Origin of the sequence: Streptomyces sp. NRRL S-350, from assembly GCF_000719705.1 — a bacterium.
Classification (GTDB): domain Bacteria; phylum Actinomycetota; class Actinomycetes; order Streptomycetales; family Streptomycetaceae; genus Kitasatospora.
In genome coordinates this window covers 49944-65793 of sequence record NZ_JOHO01000014.1, presented here as the reverse complement: position 1 = coordinate 65793, position 15850 = coordinate 49944, and the positions used below count along the sequence as shown (strand labels likewise).

Here is a 15850-nt window from a genome sequence, read left to right as displayed (position 1 = left end):
GCCCCGGCCAGGCGCAGGAGGTGGACCGCGAAGTGCCCGAGCACGGCCGGCTTGCGCGCCAGGGGCGGCAGCCGGTGCGGCGGTGTCCCCGGCGCATCCGGAACGGAAGACCGGGGAGTCGACGAGCGTGAAGGCCTCGTCGACGAGCATCCGGGCGGGCGGGCGGGGCGGTGGTGGAGCCGCGCCGCGCCCTCAGACACCCCGGGTCGCCGCCACCCGCCCGTCCGCGACCGCCGCCACCAGCTCCGCATGGTCCGCGACCGTCCGATCCGCGTACCGGACGGCGAACTCCGCGACCGCCTCGGCGAAGGTGTCCGCGTTCCCGAGGTAGCCCGCGATGGCGAGGCGGTCGCCGGTGCGGGCGTGGGCGCGGGCGAGGGTGCGGCCGCAGATGTCGGCGTAGGCGCGCAGGCCGGCGGGCTTCATCTCGGCGATCTCCACCGAGCCCTTCATGTCGCGCAGCTGGCGGCCGTAGAAGTGGCGCCCGGCGGGGCCGGTGGTCCAGCCGAGGAAGATGTCGCTGGCGGCCTGCATGAGGTGCTGGCCGGTGACCACCCGGCGGCCGCCGTGGTGGCCGGCGATCTCGGCGTCCACCCGGAGGGGCGGCAGGTGGTCCTCGAGCACCGACCGTCCGGCTTCCTTGAGTTGGAGGAACAGCGGGTCGCCGGGGTCCCGGCCCTCCAGCAGGAGGATGTAGCAGCGGGTGCCGACGCTGCCGACGCCGACCACCTTGGTCGAGGCGTCGACGAAGCGGTAGCGGTCGAGCAGCACCCGGCGGTCCTCGGCCAGGGTGGCCCGGTAGTCGCTGAACACCTTGCCGAGGGCTCGTAGTTCGGACGGCTTGGCCGGCTCGATCAGCGGTGGCGCGCTGATGATCCGCCGACGCCCGTCCCGTTCCTCGGTGAGCTTGCCGAACGCCTGCAGGCTGGTGCGGCGCCGGGCGCGCGCGAACTCGGCGGCGGCGCGCTTGCGCTGGCGGGGCTTGCGCAGCAGTGGCAGCAGGTCGGCGGTGTCCACCCGGGTGTACCAGGCTTCGAGTTCGCCCATCCCCGCCAGTCGGCGCATCGCCGCGGCGTACCCCTCGACGGCCGACCGGGCGGCACGGCGCGCGTGCTGCTCGTCCTGGCCGTTGTCGCGGGCGGCGACGGCGACGCTGGCGGCGAGGCGCTTGACGTCCCACTCGAACGGGCCGGGGTAGGTCTCGTCGAAGTCGTTCACGTCGAAGAGCAGTGCGCGCTCCGGCGAGGCGTACACGCCGAAGTTCAACAGGTGTGCGTCGCCGCAGAGTTGGACGATGAGGCCGGTGTCGGGGGCGGACCCGAGGTCGGCCGCCATCACGGCGGCGGCGCCGCGCAGGTAGGCGAACGGGCTGTCGGCCATCCGTCCGTAGCGGATCGGCAGCAGTCGGGCGACCCGGTCCTCGCCCTGCCGTTCCAGCACGCCGAGCGGTTCGGGCCGGTCGGCGGCGGGGATCCACCGGCCGTGGTCGGCGCGGGAGACGCGGTCCCGGGCGGCGCGGCCGCGTCGGCGGCGTTCGGCGGGGGTGGTCATGCGGCGGCTCCGTCCCTCGGCCGGGTACCCCTCCCCGCGGCGCCAGGAGGCGCAGGTACCTCTCCCGCGACGCTAGGACACGAGTGCCGGAGGGCGCAGCGCGCGCCCTCCGGCATTCGGCCTTTCGGATGAACCACCGGGGGACCACCCGGCCCCGGGTGGAACCCACCCGGAAGCACCGGGGTCACTGCACGGTGAAGTCCGCCATCATCGCCATGTCCTCGTGCTCCAGGTTGTGGCAGTGCAGCATGTACGTCCCCGCGTAGTCGGTGAAGCGCACCAGCACCTCCACCGCCTCGGCCGGGCGCAGGTCCACGGTGTCCTTCCAGCCCGCGTCGTACGGGCCCGGGGCCGCGCCGTTGCGGCTGGCCACCTGGAAGTGGTCCAGGTGGACGTGCACGGGGTGGTGCAGGTCGGTCGAGAAGCGCCAGCGCTCGACGGTTCCGAGGGCGGCCGTGGCGATGCTCTGGCCGGGCTGGTAGGGGTTGCCGTTGACGGTCCAGCCGTCGCTGCGGCTGCGGCGGAACGAGAAGTCGCGGGTGGCGACGACGGCGGACGGGTCGAGGGCCTCGACGGTGACGAGCTTGTCGGGCACCGACGTGTCGTCCTGCACCTGCTTGGAGGACACGTCGAAGCGCATCACCTCCGCCGTCCGGCCACTTCCGAAGCGGTTGACCAGGCGCACCTGGGTGCCGGGCTCGTAGCGGGAGAAGTCGACGACGACGTCGAAGCGTTCCGCGGGGGCGATCTCGATCCCGTCGTGGGCGACCGGCGCGGCGAGCAGTCCGCCGTCGGAGCCGATCTGCACCAGGGCGTCGCCGCCGGAGGGCTGCGGGTCGAGTTCGAGCCGGTAGAGGCGGGCGTTGGAGGCGTTGAGCAGGCGCAGCCGGTAGCGGGCCCGGTCGACGTCCAGCCGGGGCCAGGGGGCGCCGTTGACCAGGATGACGTCGCCGAGCACACCGTTGGCGTAGGCGTCGGTGACGCCGGGCCGGGCGAGCGTGGGGTCGGCGGCGGGGTACCGGAAGGAGCCGTCGGCGGCGAAGGACCGGTCGGCGATCATGAGCGGCAGGTCGCGCTCGCCGCGCGGCAGCGGCAGGGCGGCCTCCGCGTCGTCCTGGACGAGGTGGAAGCCGGCCAGCCCGTGCCAGACACCGGGGCCGGTGAAGCCCATCCGGTGGTCGTGGTACCAGAGGGTGGCGGCGCGCTGCTTGCCCGGATAGGTGTAGCTGCGCTCGCCGACGACGTCCCGGCCGGCGGCGGGCCGCATCCCCGGCATTCCCTGCATTCCCGGCATTCCCTCCATGCCTGCCGCGCCCTGCGTGCCGGCCGCACCGGGGGCGGCGCCCGCCGAGGCCCCCACCGGCAGCAGGAGGTCGACCGGGTAGCCGTCGCTGTCCGCCGGGGTGTGCCCGCCGTGGAGGTGGGTCACGGAGGCTACCGGCAGTTCGTTGCGGTGCTTGACCACGGCCGTCCGCCCGGACCGGGTGACCACCGTCGGGCCCGGGAAGCTGCCGCCGTACGTCCAGGCCTCGGTCTTCACACCGGGAAGGATCTCCAGCTTGGCGACCTGCTGGGTGATCTCGAAGTAGTCGGTGGCCCCGTCGGTGCGCACGGGCTGCAGCACGGGCGGCACCGGCAGCGGCACCCGGAAGGCCTCGGGCAGGTCGAGTTCGCTGGCCAGCATGCGGCCGGGGCGGCCCTCGGCGAACAACCGGGCGGCCGAGGGGGCGGCGACGGCGACCACCGCGCCCGCACCGAGGACGGAGGCCCCGAGGCCCAGGAACCGGCGTCGGTTCACTTGGACACCTCCACCGGCCCACCGGGGCGCGGAAGTCGACCGCTGCCTTCCGGGCCCGCCTCGTACTGCGCCGAGCGGGCGGGCAGCGGCAGCCGCCAGGCGCCGACCAGGCCGTACAGGATGCCGCTGACCAGCAGCACGCCGAGGGTGACGTGGACGCCGAGCGACCGGGCGTAGCCGGCGGCGATCTGGCCGATGACCGCGACGGTGAGCAGGGCGGTGGTCCACAGCGGCCAGAGCGGTCCCCGGCCGGGCCGCCGGACCGCCACAGCCACCGCGAGCTGGAGCACCACCACGGTGGCCAGCGTCATCGCGTTGCCCTCGTGGTCCTTCAGGGAGTCGTAGGTGCCGTTGAGGAAGCTGCCGGCCAGCATGACCTGGACCATCGCCAGCAGGGCGAGCGCGGTGGCGGTGGTGCGCAGCAGGATCAGCGGCCAGCGGGGCGCAGGGGCGGCAGGGGGACTGCTCATGTCGGGCTACTCTCTGCTTCGGCGGTCGGGGGCGGGCGAGAGCGTAGCTGATCGGACATCACGATCAGCTCCAGTAAAGGCATTTGGGTGGACCCGTTCCTCCATTGCGCCTGCTGGGCCCGGCTTTGTCACCCGGACGAGGGATGCCCTTGAGCGGGCTTCGAGGGCGACCCTCATGAGCTTCTCCGCAGTGCGGCTCATGAGCTTCTCGCCCGGCATCCCCATGGCACCACCGGAGGTGCTGTGCTGGTGGGCCTCGGGAGGTCCTGTTCCGGTGGGCCTCATGAGGTGCTGTCCCGGTGCGCCTCATGCGAGCACCTCATGGGAAGGGCCATGAGCCCCACTCATCGAGCCACACATGAACCGGGCTCATGGCGCCGAACACCATGAGCCCGGTTCATCGGACAGCAATCCCATCAGCCCGACTCATGACGTGGCCCCGTGAGTTCCACTCAGGGGGCCACGTCATGATCCGCTCACATATCCTGCCCGGCTACTGTCGCGCCGCCCCCAGTGCCACCGGCCGGGTGCGCAGCAGCGAGCGGACCGGGAGCCCGGTCGCACCGAGGCAGAGCAGCACGGCTCCGGCGGCCAGCGGGAGAGCGAGCAGCGGCGGGACGTACGGTGAGGCGTTGGCGACGCCCCGGGCGACCGGCACCAGCGTGATCCAGGCGATCACCGCGCCGACCCCGAGCCCGGTCGCCGCGACCAGCAGCGCCTCCCAGCGCATCATGCCGCGCACCTGGCGCCGGGTGGTGCCGGCCAGTCGCAGCAGCGCGACCTCGCGGCGGCGGTCCAGCACCGTCATCACCAGGGTGTTGGCGGCGCTGACGGCGGCGAACCCGCCGAGCACGCCGGCCATCACGGTGTTGGCCCAGCCGCTGAGCTCCATGGCCTTGTCGGACTCGGCGACGAACCCGGCCCGGTCGGTCACGCTCGCCCCGCCCAGCGCGCCGAGCCCGGCGGCCACCGCCGCACGGTCGGCGCCCGGCGCGTCGGCGACCAGCACCTGGCTGTCGTACCCGGTGGTGACGTGCTCGGCCACGGCCGCCCGGGGCAGCAGCGCCTGGCCGACGCCGAGTCCACGGTCGTACACGGCGACCACGGTGGGCTGGACGGCGGTGCCGTCGCCGAGCCGCAGCGAGACCCGCCGGCCGACTTTCGCGTCCAGGGCGTCGGCGAGGCTGGTGCTCAGTGCGACGGTGTCGGTGGCGCGGCCGAGGTCGGCGAGCGCGCCACTGCGCACGTCGAGGTCCAGCACCTTGGGCAGCCGGGCCGGGTCCCCGTCGACGCCGAGCGCGGGGGCGGAGCCCAGGTCGCTGCCGGTCCGGTAGACGAGGCCGGTGCGCAGCAGGCCGACGGCGGTGTCCACGCCCGGCACCTTGGCCGCCCGCTCGGCGGTCCCGGCGGCCAGGCCGGGGCCGGTGGCGCCGATGACGTGGTCGGCGGTGACGCCTGCCCGGACGTTCTCGCCGGCGGTGTGGCTCAGGGTGCTCTGGAGGATCAGCAGGGTGCCGCAGAAAGCGGTGACCAGGACGATCGGGGTGATCGCGGAGGCGAGGCGACGGGCGTTGGCGCGGGTGTTGTCGGCGGCGAGTGAACCGGGTGCGCCGCCGGCCCTCAGCGGGGCGCCGAGCACGGCGGCGGCGATCCGGGCCACCCAGGGGCCGAGCAGGGCGACGGCCATCATGAAGCACATGACGACGCCGAGCGCGGTCTGGGCGGCCTTGGCGCCGTCCAGGGCGGCGGCTACGGCGGCGACCACGATGCCGCCGGCGGCGAAGACCAGACCGAAGACGGTGCGCCCCTTGCCCGGGCGGGGCGCCTCGACGGCGGCCTCGCCGAGTGCCTGGCCGGCGCGGAGCCTGGACGGCCGGCGGGCGGCCAGGAAGCCGGCGGTCAGCGCGGCGAGGGTGCAGGTGAGGACGGCCGCGAGCATCGGGAGCGGGCCGACGTCGAGGCGGATGCCCTCGGGGACGGCGCCGCGTGTGACCAGTTGGTGGAACCACCAGCGGGCGAGGGCGAGTCCGGGCAGGATGCCGAGCGCGGCGGCGAGGGGTGCGACGAGCATCGCCTCGGCGGCGATGGTGCGGCGGATCTGGCGGGGGGTGGCCCCGATGGCGCGCAGGAGGGCGAACTCGCGGGCGCGCTGACCGGTGGCGAGGGCGACGGTGCTCATGACCACGAAGATCGCGGTCATGGTGGCGTAGCCGCCGAAGGTGCCGCCGATGGCCATCAGCATGGTCCGGGCCTCGCCGAGGGCGGGGTGTTCGACGGTGCCGCGGCCGTCACCGGTGTAGACCTCGATGGTTCCGGCGCGGGCCTCGGATCCTCCGGTCCGGGCTTTTGCGTCGCCGCCCTGGGCCGTGGCGGCGTCGGCGACGGCCCGGCGGACCTGGGTGGCGAGCTCGGCGGTGCTCACGCCCTCCCGCGGTTGGACGGCGATGGCGTCGACCCGGCCGGGGTGGCCGGAGATGCGGTCGGCGGTGGCGTCGGCGAACCAGGCGGTCGGGCCTGCGGACTGGGCGGCGGCGAGGCCGGAGACCCGGTAGTTGGCGGTACCGCCGGGCGCGGTGAGGGTGAGGTTCGCGCCGGGCGCGAGGTGGGCTGCACGCGCGGTGTCGGCGTCGAGCACCACCTCGTTCGTGCCGGGGGCACGGCCCTCGACCAGCTTGTCGGCCGGTCCTGCGATGCCGAGCGCGGCGTATCCCCTGCCGGTCAGTGCCGGGGCCGACGCTGAGGCGGGCAGCGGGAAGCCGGTGTCCGGCCGGGCGGCGGCGACCCCGGGCAGGGCGGCCAGCCGACCCACCAGCGCGGCGTCCGTCCGGGCGCGTTCCGGGGTGGCCTGCTCCTGGGTCTCGGTGTCCTCTCCGACCTTCTTGTCGACCTTCACCGTCTGCTCGGCCGCCACCACGACGGGCGCGTCGGCGTACCGCGCCGGTTTGAGGCTCGCGGTCAGGCCGGTCTGCAGCAGGACGCCGCAGGCCACGACGACGGCGGCGCCCAGCAGCAGGGCGACGAGGGTGCCCGCGAAGGAGGCGGGGCGAAAGCGCACCGAGGAGCGCGCGAGTCCGTTCGTCATGCCGCGGCCCCCACCGGGCGGGAGGTGAGCGCGACCATCCGGTCCGCGACGGACTGCGGGCTCGGGTGCGGCAGGTCGTCCACGATCGCGCCGCCGGCCAGGAACAGCACCCGGTCGGCGAAGGAGGCGGCCACCGGGTCGTGGGTCACCATGACGACGGTCGCCCCCAGGGAGTCCACGGCCTGGCGCAGCAGGCCCAGCACCTCGTGCGCGGTGCGGGTGTCCAGCGCCCCAGTCGGTTCGTCGGCGAACAGCACATCCGGGCGGGTGATCAGCGCGCGGGCGATCGCGACCCGCTGCTGCTGGCCGCCGGAGAGCTGGCCGGGGCGACGCCGGGCGTGCTGCCCGAGGCCGACCCGCTCCAGCAGGTCCCGGGCCCGGCCGTGGTCCTGGCGTTCGCCGGCGAGCCGCTGCGGGAGCAGTACGTTCTGTTCGACGCTCAGTGAGGGCAGCAGGTTGAAGGACTGGAAGACGAAGCCGATCCTGCTGCGGCGCAGCTTGGTGAGCCGGTTCTCGCTCAGCGTGGTGATCTCCTCGCCGCCGAGCCGGATCTCCCCGGCGTCCGGGCGGTCCAAGCCCGCCGCGCACTGCAGGAACGTGGACTTGCCGGAGCCGGACGGGCCCATCACGGCGGTGAAGCTGCCGCGGGCGAGCGTCAGGTCGATCCCGCGCAGCGCCTGAACCGTTCCCTCACCGCGGCCGTAGGTGCGGCGCACTCCGCGCAGTTCGATCGCAGGGGGCGCCGTCGGTGCGGCGTACGGGTCAGTCCGGCGTTCGTCGGTCCCGAACTGGTCGGTCCTGCGGCGGTCGTGGCGGCGTGCCATGGAGGGGCCTTCCTGTGGTTCTGCGTCGCTCGTCGTCAACGTGCTCAACGCTAGGGAGGCGGGGCCCGCCGGACCATGGAGGTCACCGGCGGGTCCGGGGTGGGGTTATCCCTACACGGCTTCGGCGGCGATCCCCAGGTAGGTCGCGCGCAGCTCGGCGAGCGCCGGGTGGGCGGGGTCGAGGGTGGTGCCGTCGACGGCTGCCAGCGGCCGGACGCCGACGCCCGCGTTGACGGCGAAGGCGGCGGTGAAGCGGTCGAGCCCGTCGGCGGGCAGTGGTTCGCGGGACTGCGGGCCCTGGTACGCCCCGGACAGCAGGGCCTCGGTGACGCCGGGCAGGCTGGGGCCCTGCGGCCAGACCAGCCGGTCGTCGTCCAGGAAGCCGACGTTCCAGGTCGCGCCCTCGGTCACCCGACCGTCGGAGTCGACCAGCAGTACGTCGTCCCAGCCCGCGAGTTGGGCCTGCCGGCGGTGGTGGACCAGGCCGAACAGACCGACGTGCTTGACCTCGGGCAGCTCCCGCCGGTACGCCGCGGTGCGGACCCGCAGTGGGGCCGGCTCGGCGGCCGCGGCCGGGCGGGTGGTGACCAGCAGGGCGGGCGCGGCCGGGGCACCGGGGCGTTCCAGGCCCAGCGCCGGATCGTAGACGGTGACGCGGACGGTCACTGGCGCGCCGTCGGCAGGCAGTACCGCGCGGATCCGTTCGCGCACCGCCGTCCGGTCCAACTCGGCGGCGAACAGCGTCCGGCAGTCCCGGACCAGCCGGTCCAGGTGCAGGGTCAGGCCACGGACCCGCCCGGCCTCGGCGCGCAGGGTGGTGAAGTGCCCGTAGTTGAGCAGCCCCAGCGCGGCCAGTCGCACCGGGTCGGCCGGGGCGCCGTCGATCTCGATCTCAGCCATCCCCCGAGTCTGCCAGCTGCCGGGCCGGCACCGGGGCCCTCTCCGCCGACGCTTGTCCGGGGGCCGACGCGGGCGCCTGTGCGGGGGCCGGCCCTGGACCCTGCTCCCTGGGCGGCGGAGCGGCCGACGGCCCGGGCGGCGAGACCGGGCAGTGCGCGGCGGCCGTGGCACGGCCCGACTCCCGGGCGGCCCGTTCGAACTCCTCGATCCGGTAGGCCAGTCCCTCCGGCTCCCCCGCCTCCGCCCAGCGCCAGGCCTCCGCCCACCACTGCGGGCCGCGCACCAGCGGGTAGCCCGCCAGCGCGAGGTGCAGCGCCAGGGTGGAGCGCGCGTACTCGTGCACCCAGCCGTCGGCGCCCCGGTAGTCGGCCGTCTCGTCCAGCCGCAGCCGATGGCCCTCGCGGCCGGCTGCCAGTATCGGCACCCAGCCGCGCAACCGGTCTGCGACCAGCAGGAGCAGGCGGCCGTCCTCCTCACGCACCTGGTAGGAGGGGAGTTGGGGCATCCGCGCGAACGAGAGCGAACGCTTCCAGCCGACCACCCACAACCCGCGGCGCAGGTAGTAGCGGACGGCAGGCCGCCAGGCCCAGTGCGCTTCCAGCCGGTAGCCCGGCAGGCCCTCGGCGGTGGCCGCCTGGTAGACCGCGTCCAGCGCAGCGCCGGCCAGCCCGCGCCCGCGCGCGGCCGGGCTCACGTAGAGCGAGGAGACGGCGAGTTGACCCGGGCCCTTGGTCCAGTTGTCCACCGCGACGGTGCCCGCGACCGCTCCGCCGTCGTCCAGGATCCAGTAGCGGCGGCGGTACAGTTCGCCGCTCGGCCACTCCCGGCCGCTCTCCCCGAGCCGCTCGCGCCAGCCGCGCTCGACCTCGGGCGCCAACGCGTCCGGGTCCACCAGCTCGCCCAGCTCTCCCTCCACCAGGGACGCCAAGTCCCAGAGGGCGAAGCGCCGTTCGTCACCCTCGCCCCCTTCGTCTGCCACCCGCAGCCTCGGCCCCACCGCCAGCCGGTCCTGCGCCCGTTCCACCGCCGCATCCCACGACCTCACCACGCGGCCACCATAGCGGCGCCCACTGACATTCCGTAATTCAGTGGACACCGAACGTCAGGTCGGGTACGAATTCGGCTGTCTGATCAGACCGGTTCCCACCGGCTTGGCCCGGGAGGATCCGTCCGGGGAGGGAGATCCCTATGCGTGGCATCTTCGTACGCGCCGTCGTCGGGGCGGCGCGCACCCTGACCGACGGGTTGGCGCGCCTTCGGGTCCTGCTCCGCCGCGCAGGTCGCGGCCCCGGGGCGGGGCCGGGTCAGCGCCACGGCCGCGATCACCAGCGCACCCCCGGCCAGCGCGTTCCAGCCGACCGGCTCCGTGAGGAACAGCGCCCCGATCCCGGTGGACCACAGCGGCATCACGTAGGTGACGGCCGAGGCCACCGCGGTGCCCGCGGTCCGGACCAGGTCGAGGTTGAGCAGGTACGCCAGACCGGTGCCGACCATGCCGAACACCAGCAGGGCGACGGCCGGGCCGGTCCCCGGCCAGTGCGGGGCGCCCGCGGCGAGCGGCGCGATGACGGCCAACTCCACCGCGGCGCAGCCGATCTGCAGCCCGGAGAGGACGGTGACGGACTCCGGCCGCCCCGCCAGGAACCGCCGCAGGTAGGCGAAACCGGCTCCGTAGCAGCAGGCGGCGGCCAGGCAGGCGAGACCTCCGAGGGTCTCGCCCGAGCCGATGCCGCGCCAGACCCCGAACACCGTGAGCACGCCGACGAAGCCCAGGGCCAGGCCGGTGAGCCGACGGGCACCAGGGCGGCGGTCCTCGGGGACGGTGAGCACCGCGAACAGCAGGGTGAAGAGCGGCGTGGTCGCGTTCAGCACCCCGGCGAGCACCGAGCTGACCTTGGTCTCGCCGAACGGGAACAGGATGAACGGCACGGTGTTCAGCAGCACCGCAACTACCGCCGAGTGCCCCCACAGCGCACGGTCCCGCGGAATGCGCTCACCGCGCAGCACCAGGACGGCGGCCAGCGTGGCCGCGCCCAGCAGGCACCGCCACAGTGCCACCCAGACCGGAGGCACCCCCGCATCGACCGCCACCTTGATCAGGGCGAAACTCGCACCCCAGATCGCCGACAGTGCCGCAAAGCCCGGCAACCAGATCCGCACCGCAACCGCCCCCGTATCCCTCCGCTGTTTCCTCCGTCTGGACAGAGGGTGACCCGGCGTCCGACCATGAGTCCAACAAGTGACACTCCCACCTGGATGAGGAAGTCTCATGACGCGAGGTCCCATGGCCCAGGACGTCCGGTGACCGCGGAGGTCAACCTGGCGCAGCTCAGAGCGCTGGTCGCGGTCGCCGACGCCGGCGGCTTCGGTGCGGCCGCCGACGATCTGGGCATCAGCCAGTCCGCGGTCTCCCACGCCGTCGGTGCGCTGGAGCGCGCCCTCGGCGCACCCGTTCTGATGCGCGGCACCCCGTGTCGGCCCACCCCGCTGGGCGAACAGGTCCTGCCGCACGCCCGTACGGCCGTCGCCTCCGCCGCCGCCGTGCGCACCATCGCCACCCAGCACACCGGCGGACTGACGGGCACCATCCGGCTGGCCGCGCCGACCACGGTCTGCCAGGCGCTGCTGCCCGGGCTGCTGCGGGACTGGAAGGCCGCCTATCCGGAAGTGACCGTCCGGGTCTTCGAGGGAGACGACGCCGAGCTGGGCACCTGGCTGGAAGCCGGCACGGTGGACGCCGCCGTCCTGGTGGACGCCGCGCCGCTCCAGCCCGGGGCGGTCGCCCTCGGCGCGGACTCGATGCACGCGCTGCTGCACCGCGACCACCCGCTCGCCGGTCAGGAGAGCATCCACGTCACCGAGTTGGAGGACGACGACTTCCTGCTCTCCGAGGGCGGCTGCGAGCGCCACATCCGCGAGGTGTACCGGCGGGCCGGCACCCGCTTCGCACCCCGGCACCGGATCCGCGACCTCAACACGTTGATCGGCATGGTGCACGCGGGCGTCGGAGTCTCGGTGATGCCGGCGCTGGCGCTGACCATGCTCCCGGCCGACTGCGTGCTGGTCCCGATCCGGCCCGCCGTCCACCGGACGCTGACGCTGACGGGGCCCGCCAGTCGGCCGTGGTCCCCGGCGGTCAGCGGGTTGCTGGCGGGAGTGGGGGCGATGGCGAAGAGCAGGACCAAAGCCCCGGCATTGGCGGTGTCACCGGGCTGAGTGAGCTCATCCCCAACTGGCGGGAAGACCGGTGAAACCTCCCGTCAATCCGGAAGGCAACGCAGCTGCACCCGCACCAGGGGCAGCGTCGGCAGGAGCGTGAGCGCTCCGAGCGCCTGGAGGCTGCCGATGGCCGAGCCGACGAGGGCGTCCGGGGCGACCACGCGTCCGAGGCGCCGAAGCAGGGGCAGGAGACGTCGGCACCCGCCGCAGCAGCTGAAGCAGGACTGTGGCGAACAGCGCCATCAGCCCGTCGGCTGCCCGGAACACCCAGCTCCCAGCCGGTGCGGGTGTCCAGGCTCGGCGGGGCGGTACGAGCTTGCCTTGGTGAGCTCGCGCTGGAGCCGGCCAGGCCCGCCCCGTGCCCAGCCGGCGCAGGGACTCCCGGGAGGGCCATGCGCCAGGAAGCAGAAGGCATCCACCAGGTGCCCTCCGCCCTGCTGAAACCCGGCCTACCGGCGTTCCGCTACCGAAGGCCAGAGCTGCGACCCCGTGTCACCGGGCGCCGCCGACCCGGCATAGGACTGCAGTTCGTACACCAGAACCACCCAGTACCGCCCGGCATCCGCGATGCGGCGCACGGCCCTGCGCGCGACGGCCAACTGCCGTTCCATGTCCCTGTCGACGTCCACGGCCCGCGTGTTTGCATTCACCCTGCCGTCCGGCATCGAGCGGCAGAACTGGCGGCGGCCGGCGGAGCAAACCCGCCGTACCCACCCGGACTAATCCAGCGGCTGCTGCGACGGCACCGTTTCAGAAGCATTCCTCCGTGACGTGCAGGTTCTCAGCGCTGCAATGGACGGTAGCGCTGGCCGGGCAGGCGCGGTACGCGTCCGCGGCATTTTCGTTACGACCGCCGGAATCCATGCGGTCGACCCGGTGAGAATCACCTGACCCATTCCAGTCCTCCGCTGGGAAAGGTGAGTTGGAGATGCTGTGCAGTGACCCACAACATCTCTCCGGGCGAATGACCAACGGACCGTTCGAGAGGTCGTCCAGACCGAGCGCGAAAGCCATCAACGCATTGGAATCCGGAAGGTGATGCTCCACTCCGCAGGTTCACCTCCCCATCCACCGGGTCTTGACCCGCCCCCAGCAACAGGTCTATACCAGTGGAAGTCCACGGCAACCACCCGACGCCCCTGGGCCGTTCGGCCTGCCGCCGCGCCACCCCCACCTCCGGCGCGTACGGGCACTTTCCCCCACCGCCGCTGCCTGGAAGGTTTCCATGGAACGCGCTTTTCCCCCACACCCCGCCGGCCCTGACCGGCCGGTAGACCCCGCCAGCCCACAGGGCGCGCCGAAGCGCCGGCGCCGCTCCAGCCGGGGCGCCCTCTCCGTGGTCGGCGTGCTCGGCCTGGTCGCCGGAGGCCTCGCCGCACTGGCCGGCACCGGCTCCGCCTCCGCGGACACCACCACGGCCGCCACCACCGCCACGGGCCTGGGCAGCAACTGGTACGCCTCCGCGCCCTACCTGATGCCCGAGGACAACAGTCCGCCGGACGCCGCCGCCGTCATGGACGCCACCGGACAGAAGGCCTTCCAACTGGCGTTCATCCTGGCCCAGGGCAACAGTTGTTCCCCCGCCTGGGGCGGAACCTCCTCGATCGACACCGACACCACCATGCCGAACGTCATCCAGACCATCCGCGGCAAGGGCGGCGACGTCTCGGTCTCGGTCGGCGGGTACGGCGGCACCAAGCTGGGCCAGGTCTGCGGCACGCCCGAGGCGACCGCCGCCGGCTACCAGAAGGTGATCACCAAGTACCAGCTCAAGGCGATCGACTTCGACCTGGAGGAACCGGAGTACGAGAACACCGCAGCCATCCACAACGAGATCGGCGCCGCAAGGATCCTCCAGCAGAACAACCCGGGCCTGTACGTCTCGATCACCACCGCCGGCACCAACGCGGGCACCGGCTGGTTCGGCACCCAGATGCTCAACGAGGCCAAGACGCAGGGCTTCACGCCGAACAACTACTCGATCATGCCATTTGACGGCGGCTTCAACGGCGCAGCGGCACAGACCGACGCGCTGGCGAAGTTCAACCAGATCCTGCAGACCACCTTCGGCTGGAACGAGGCCACCGCGTACGCCCACGAGGGCGTGTCGATGATGAACGGGCGCACCGACGCCGCCGAGTACTTCCGCCAGGCCGACTTCCAGGCCGTGCTGGACTTCGCCACGGCGCACGGCCTGGCCCGCTACACCTACTGGTCGGTCAACCGGGACCGGCAATGCCCGGGACCAGTGGACCCGGGGCTGTCCGGCTCCTGTTCCAGCGTGGCGCAGAACGACTGGGACTTCACCAAGTACACGGTGAAGTTCGCCGGCGCGACCCCGCCCACCACGCCGCCCACCACGCCGACGACGACTCCCCCGACTACGCCGCCGACCAGCCCGGGCACCCCCGGCACCTGCACCGCCCCGGCGTGGAGCGCGAGCACGACGTACAACGGTGGCGCCAAGGTCTCGTACAACGGGCACAACTACCACGCCAAGTGGTGGACGCTCAACGAGGTACCGAGCGCCAGCGGCCAGTGGGGCGTCTGGGCCGACGACGGCCCCTGCTGACGGCCCCGCACGAACGCGCGCAACCGCGCCACGGCACCACGCGCCACACGCCACGCGTCATGCATCACACGCGACGACAGCCCCGGGGTGCACACCCCGGGGCTCCTCTCGGATCGGCGGTCGCGTCCCGACAGCACCGCTCATCGGGGGTCGCGTCGAGGCCTTGCGGAGGAGCTCTTCAGCAGTGCAACTCTGGTCGAGGTCTACGACGAGACAGATGTTGACACCACGGCCATCACGTTGAACCTGTGCTTCGAGGTCGCACGACCCCCAGTTCGAATCGGCGATGCCCGCCGAGACTATGAACGACTTGCCTTCGGTCGCCGAGTCCGAGGCCGTGAGGGAATGCGGCGAGCCGTCCTGCACCCAGAATTGCCACCTCCCGGCGGTCATGCTCGTGGCGCACCTGTAGCCGGGCACGGCATGGTCGATCCCGCTCGCCGTCAAGCTGTGGTCTGCGGCCACGTGGACCACGGCGCCGGCCGTATTGCCCCAGTCGCCGACCAGATCGACCTTCTGGATCACGGTCGCTTCCCCGCCGGCGCCCGCGCACGAGGCGCACGCGAGGACCAGGCACCCGACGACTGCCGTCACCCTCCCGAAGGATTTGCCGGGCCGCCGGGTAGGGCACCGCATCTTGCCACCCACTCGCAGTGCAGGCTGCCCGGCCTTGTCGGCTTCGGCTGGGAATTCGTGCATCGACTCCGTGCCCCGTCCATCGGCGTGACTGTCTCGGCCGCATGCGCTGGCAGCCTGCAGGACGCAGGACGCAGGACACGGTGCCCTTCCAGTGCAAACTCGGAGCCAGCCTGCCAGACTTCTTGAACGCGTTCAATCGGCGGGTCGGCCGACCCGTCCATGCCGCCTTTCGAAGCTGCCGCCTGCGGATGCTGTTGCAGCGAGTGCAAGCAGGCCCCGGTGGAACCCGGCTCGGCGTTCGGAGCGGATGCGGAGTCGTCTGAACCGGTGAAGTCGGGCGAAGGTCCGCTCGAGGACCAGTGGGTTCCGTCCGAGTCCGAAGCCGGTGGGCGACACCGCGTCGGGCACCGAGGAGCGTGATCCCGCGCTTCCGCAGCAGTCGGCGGTACTCGAAGTCGCCAAAGCCCCGCCGACGAAGGGCCGCTTGGGTCGGTTACGGGACGGGCGCCCTCACAGTCCCCGGATAATGATCAGTCGGTGCGACTTGCCTTCAAGGCCCAGGAGTTGTGCACCTGCCCGGTCTGCGCAGCGACGTCCCCGACCGTGTACGCCTCAGTAGGCAGGGCCGCGGCAGCATCCAACCCCCCGGCGCCCCGCGTGCGCATCGCGAGACCGGTCAACACCCCTGTGATCGCGTCCGATTGACCCACGTCCTGCGCCTCGCCCGGGCTTCGCGGGCCCTGCGAGGGGCACCTCGGGGACGTCGCAGCGGCCTGCCCGAGAAAGCTCGCAGGC

General features: G+C 73.2%; 11 protein-coding genes. 2 read left to right on the top strand and 9 right to left on the bottom strand.

What is annotated here, in order from left to right; genetic code table 11:
• Nucleotides 1–192: 192 nt before the first annotated feature.
• The 8 genes from IF30_RS0116285 to IF30_RS0116250 form a co-directional block, all read right to left on the bottom strand.
• The gene (locus IF30_RS0116285) at nt 193–1551 is read right to left on the bottom strand and encodes a DUF2252 domain-containing protein (protein WP_030238175.1); all 1359 of its coding nucleotides are present in this window, start codon (nt 1549–1551) and stop codon (nt 193–195) included.
• Nucleotides 1552–1735: 184 nt separating this feature from the next.
• Nucleotides 1736–3349, bottom strand: coding sequence for a multicopper oxidase family protein (locus tag IF30_RS0116280; protein WP_030238172.1), 1614 nt, complete (start codon nt 3347–3349; stop codon nt 1736–1738).
• The gene (locus IF30_RS41565) at nt 3346–3819 is read right to left on the bottom strand and encodes a hypothetical protein (RefSeq protein WP_051710398.1); all 474 of its coding nucleotides are present in this window, start codon (nt 3817–3819) and stop codon (nt 3346–3348) included. The genes IF30_RS0116280 and IF30_RS41565 overlap by 4 nt, the downstream gene beginning before the upstream one ends.
• Before the next feature lie 493 nt (nt 3820–4312).
• Nucleotides 4313–6901: an ABC transporter permease gene (locus IF30_RS0116270; RefSeq protein ID WP_037900143.1), complete on the bottom strand. Its 2589-nt coding sequence runs from the start codon at nt 6899–6901 to the stop codon at nt 4313–4315.
• Nucleotides 6898–7725, bottom strand: a complete 828-nt coding sequence (locus tag IF30_RS0116265; protein ID WP_030238163.1) for an ABC transporter ATP-binding protein — start codon at nt 7723–7725, stop codon at nt 6898–6900. The genes IF30_RS0116270 and IF30_RS0116265 overlap by 4 nt, the downstream gene beginning before the upstream one ends.
• A 111-nt stretch (nt 7726–7836) precedes the next feature.
• Nucleotides 7837–8625, bottom strand: coding sequence for an aminotransferase class IV (locus IF30_RS0116260; protein ID WP_037900142.1), 789 nt, complete (start codon nt 8623–8625; stop codon nt 7837–7839).
• A complete protein-coding gene (locus IF30_RS0116255; RefSeq protein ID WP_158835192.1) occupies nt 8618–9673 on the bottom strand; it encodes a GNAT family N-acetyltransferase in 1056 nt (351 codons plus the stop codon). Before IF30_RS0116255 ends, IF30_RS0116260 begins: the two co-directional genes overlap by 8 nt.
• 83 nt (nt 9674–9756) lie before the next feature.
• Nucleotides 9757–10785 carry a DMT family transporter gene (locus tag IF30_RS0116250; protein WP_063752649.1) on the bottom strand — a complete coding sequence of 343 codons (1029 nt, stop codon included), beginning with the start codon at nt 10783–10785 and terminating at the stop codon, nt 9757–9759.
• 141 nt (nt 10786–10926) lie between these two features.
• On the opposite strand from IF30_RS0116250, the gene IF30_RS0116245 reads away from it, so the two are divergent.
• Complete coding sequence (locus IF30_RS0116245) at nt 10927–11841, top strand: LysR family transcriptional regulator substrate-binding protein (protein WP_030238156.1); 915 nt, start codon at nt 10927–10929, stop codon at nt 11839–11841.
• 1228 nt (nt 11842–13069) lie between these two features.
• Complete coding sequence (locus IF30_RS0116230; protein ID WP_078891421.1) at nt 13070–14416, top strand: carbohydrate-binding protein; 1347 nt, start codon at nt 13070–13072, stop codon at nt 14414–14416.
• 57 nt (nt 14417–14473) lie between these two features.
• Here the strand turns inward: IF30_RS0116230 and IF30_RS0116225 are convergent, their stop codons facing one another.
• Nucleotides 14474–14941, bottom strand: coding sequence for a hypothetical protein (locus IF30_RS0116225; protein WP_158835189.1), 468 nt, complete (start codon nt 14939–14941; stop codon nt 14474–14476).
• Nucleotides 14942–15850 lie beyond the last annotated feature (909 nt).

Excerpts from the sequence above, each read along its gene's own strand:
- IF30_RS0116285 (WP_030238175.1), bottom strand. The coding sequence starts at position 1,551 with ATGACCACCCCCGCCGAACGCCGCCGACGCGGCCGCGCCGCCCGGGAC.
- IF30_RS41565 (WP_051710398.1), bottom strand. The coding sequence starts at position 3,819 with ATGAGCAGTCCCCCTGCCGCCCCTGCGCCCCGCTGGCCGCTGATCCTG.
- IF30_RS0116270 (WP_037900143.1), bottom strand. The coding sequence starts at position 6,901 with ATGACGAACGGACTCGCGCGCTCCTCGGTGCGCTTTCGCCCCGCCTCC.
- IF30_RS0116265 (WP_030238163.1), bottom strand. The coding sequence starts at position 7,725 with ATGGCACGCCGCCACGACCGCCGCAGGACCGACCAGTTCGGGACCGAC.
- IF30_RS0116260 (WP_037900142.1), bottom strand. The coding sequence starts at position 8,625 with ATGGCTGAGATCGAGATCGACGGCGCCCCGGCCGACCCGGTGCGACTG.
- IF30_RS0116230 (WP_078891421.1), top strand. The coding sequence starts at position 13,070 with ATGGAACGCGCTTTTCCCCCACACCCCGCCGGCCCTGACCGGCCGGTA.